General features: G+C 66.2%; 1 pseudogene. It reads left to right on the top strand.

The window, feature by feature from the left end:
- Window positions 1-556, top strand: a pseudogene (locus IVB36_RS39760) (IS5/IS1182 family transposase); the annotation flags it as partial.

Here is a 556-nt window from a genome sequence, read left to right as displayed (position 1 = left end):
GCGGCTCGGCGACAAGCTGGAGCTGCTGCTGGCCGAGAGCCTGCGGGTGGCGCACGAAGCCGGCGCCTTACGCAGCCAGGACCTCAAGCGCGTCACGGTTGATACCACGGTGCAGCCGAAGGCCATCACCTTTCCGACCGACGCCAAGCTGCTTCATGCGGCCATCCAGGGCCTCAATCGCCTGGCGAGAAGGCACGCCGTCAGGCTGCGGCAATCCTATTCTCGCGTGGCCAAGGCCGCTGCGATGATGGCGGGCCGCTACGCCCATGCCAAACAGTTCAGCCGGCATCAGCGGCAGTTGCGTATCCTGCGCAGCCGGCTGGGCCGGATCATCCGCGACATCCGTCGCAAGATCGAGCGCCAGCCAGCCCTCGAGGAGGCATTCGCCCTTCCGCTTGGCCGAGCCAGCCAGATCCGCTCCCAGCAGCAGCGCCAGCGCGGCTGGAAGCTCTATTCATTCATGCCCCGGAGGTGGAGTGCATCGGCAAAGGCAAGGCCTCAGCCCCTTACGAGTTCGGCGTGAAGGCCTCCATCGTCACCAACAATCGCCGAGCTC

This window comes from Bradyrhizobium sp. 35, from assembly GCF_023073215.1.
In the GTDB taxonomy this organism is placed as follows: Bacteria; Pseudomonadota; Alphaproteobacteria; order Rhizobiales; family Xanthobacteraceae; genus Bradyrhizobium; species Bradyrhizobium canariense_D.
This window is presented reverse-complemented; position numbering and strand designations above follow the sequence as displayed.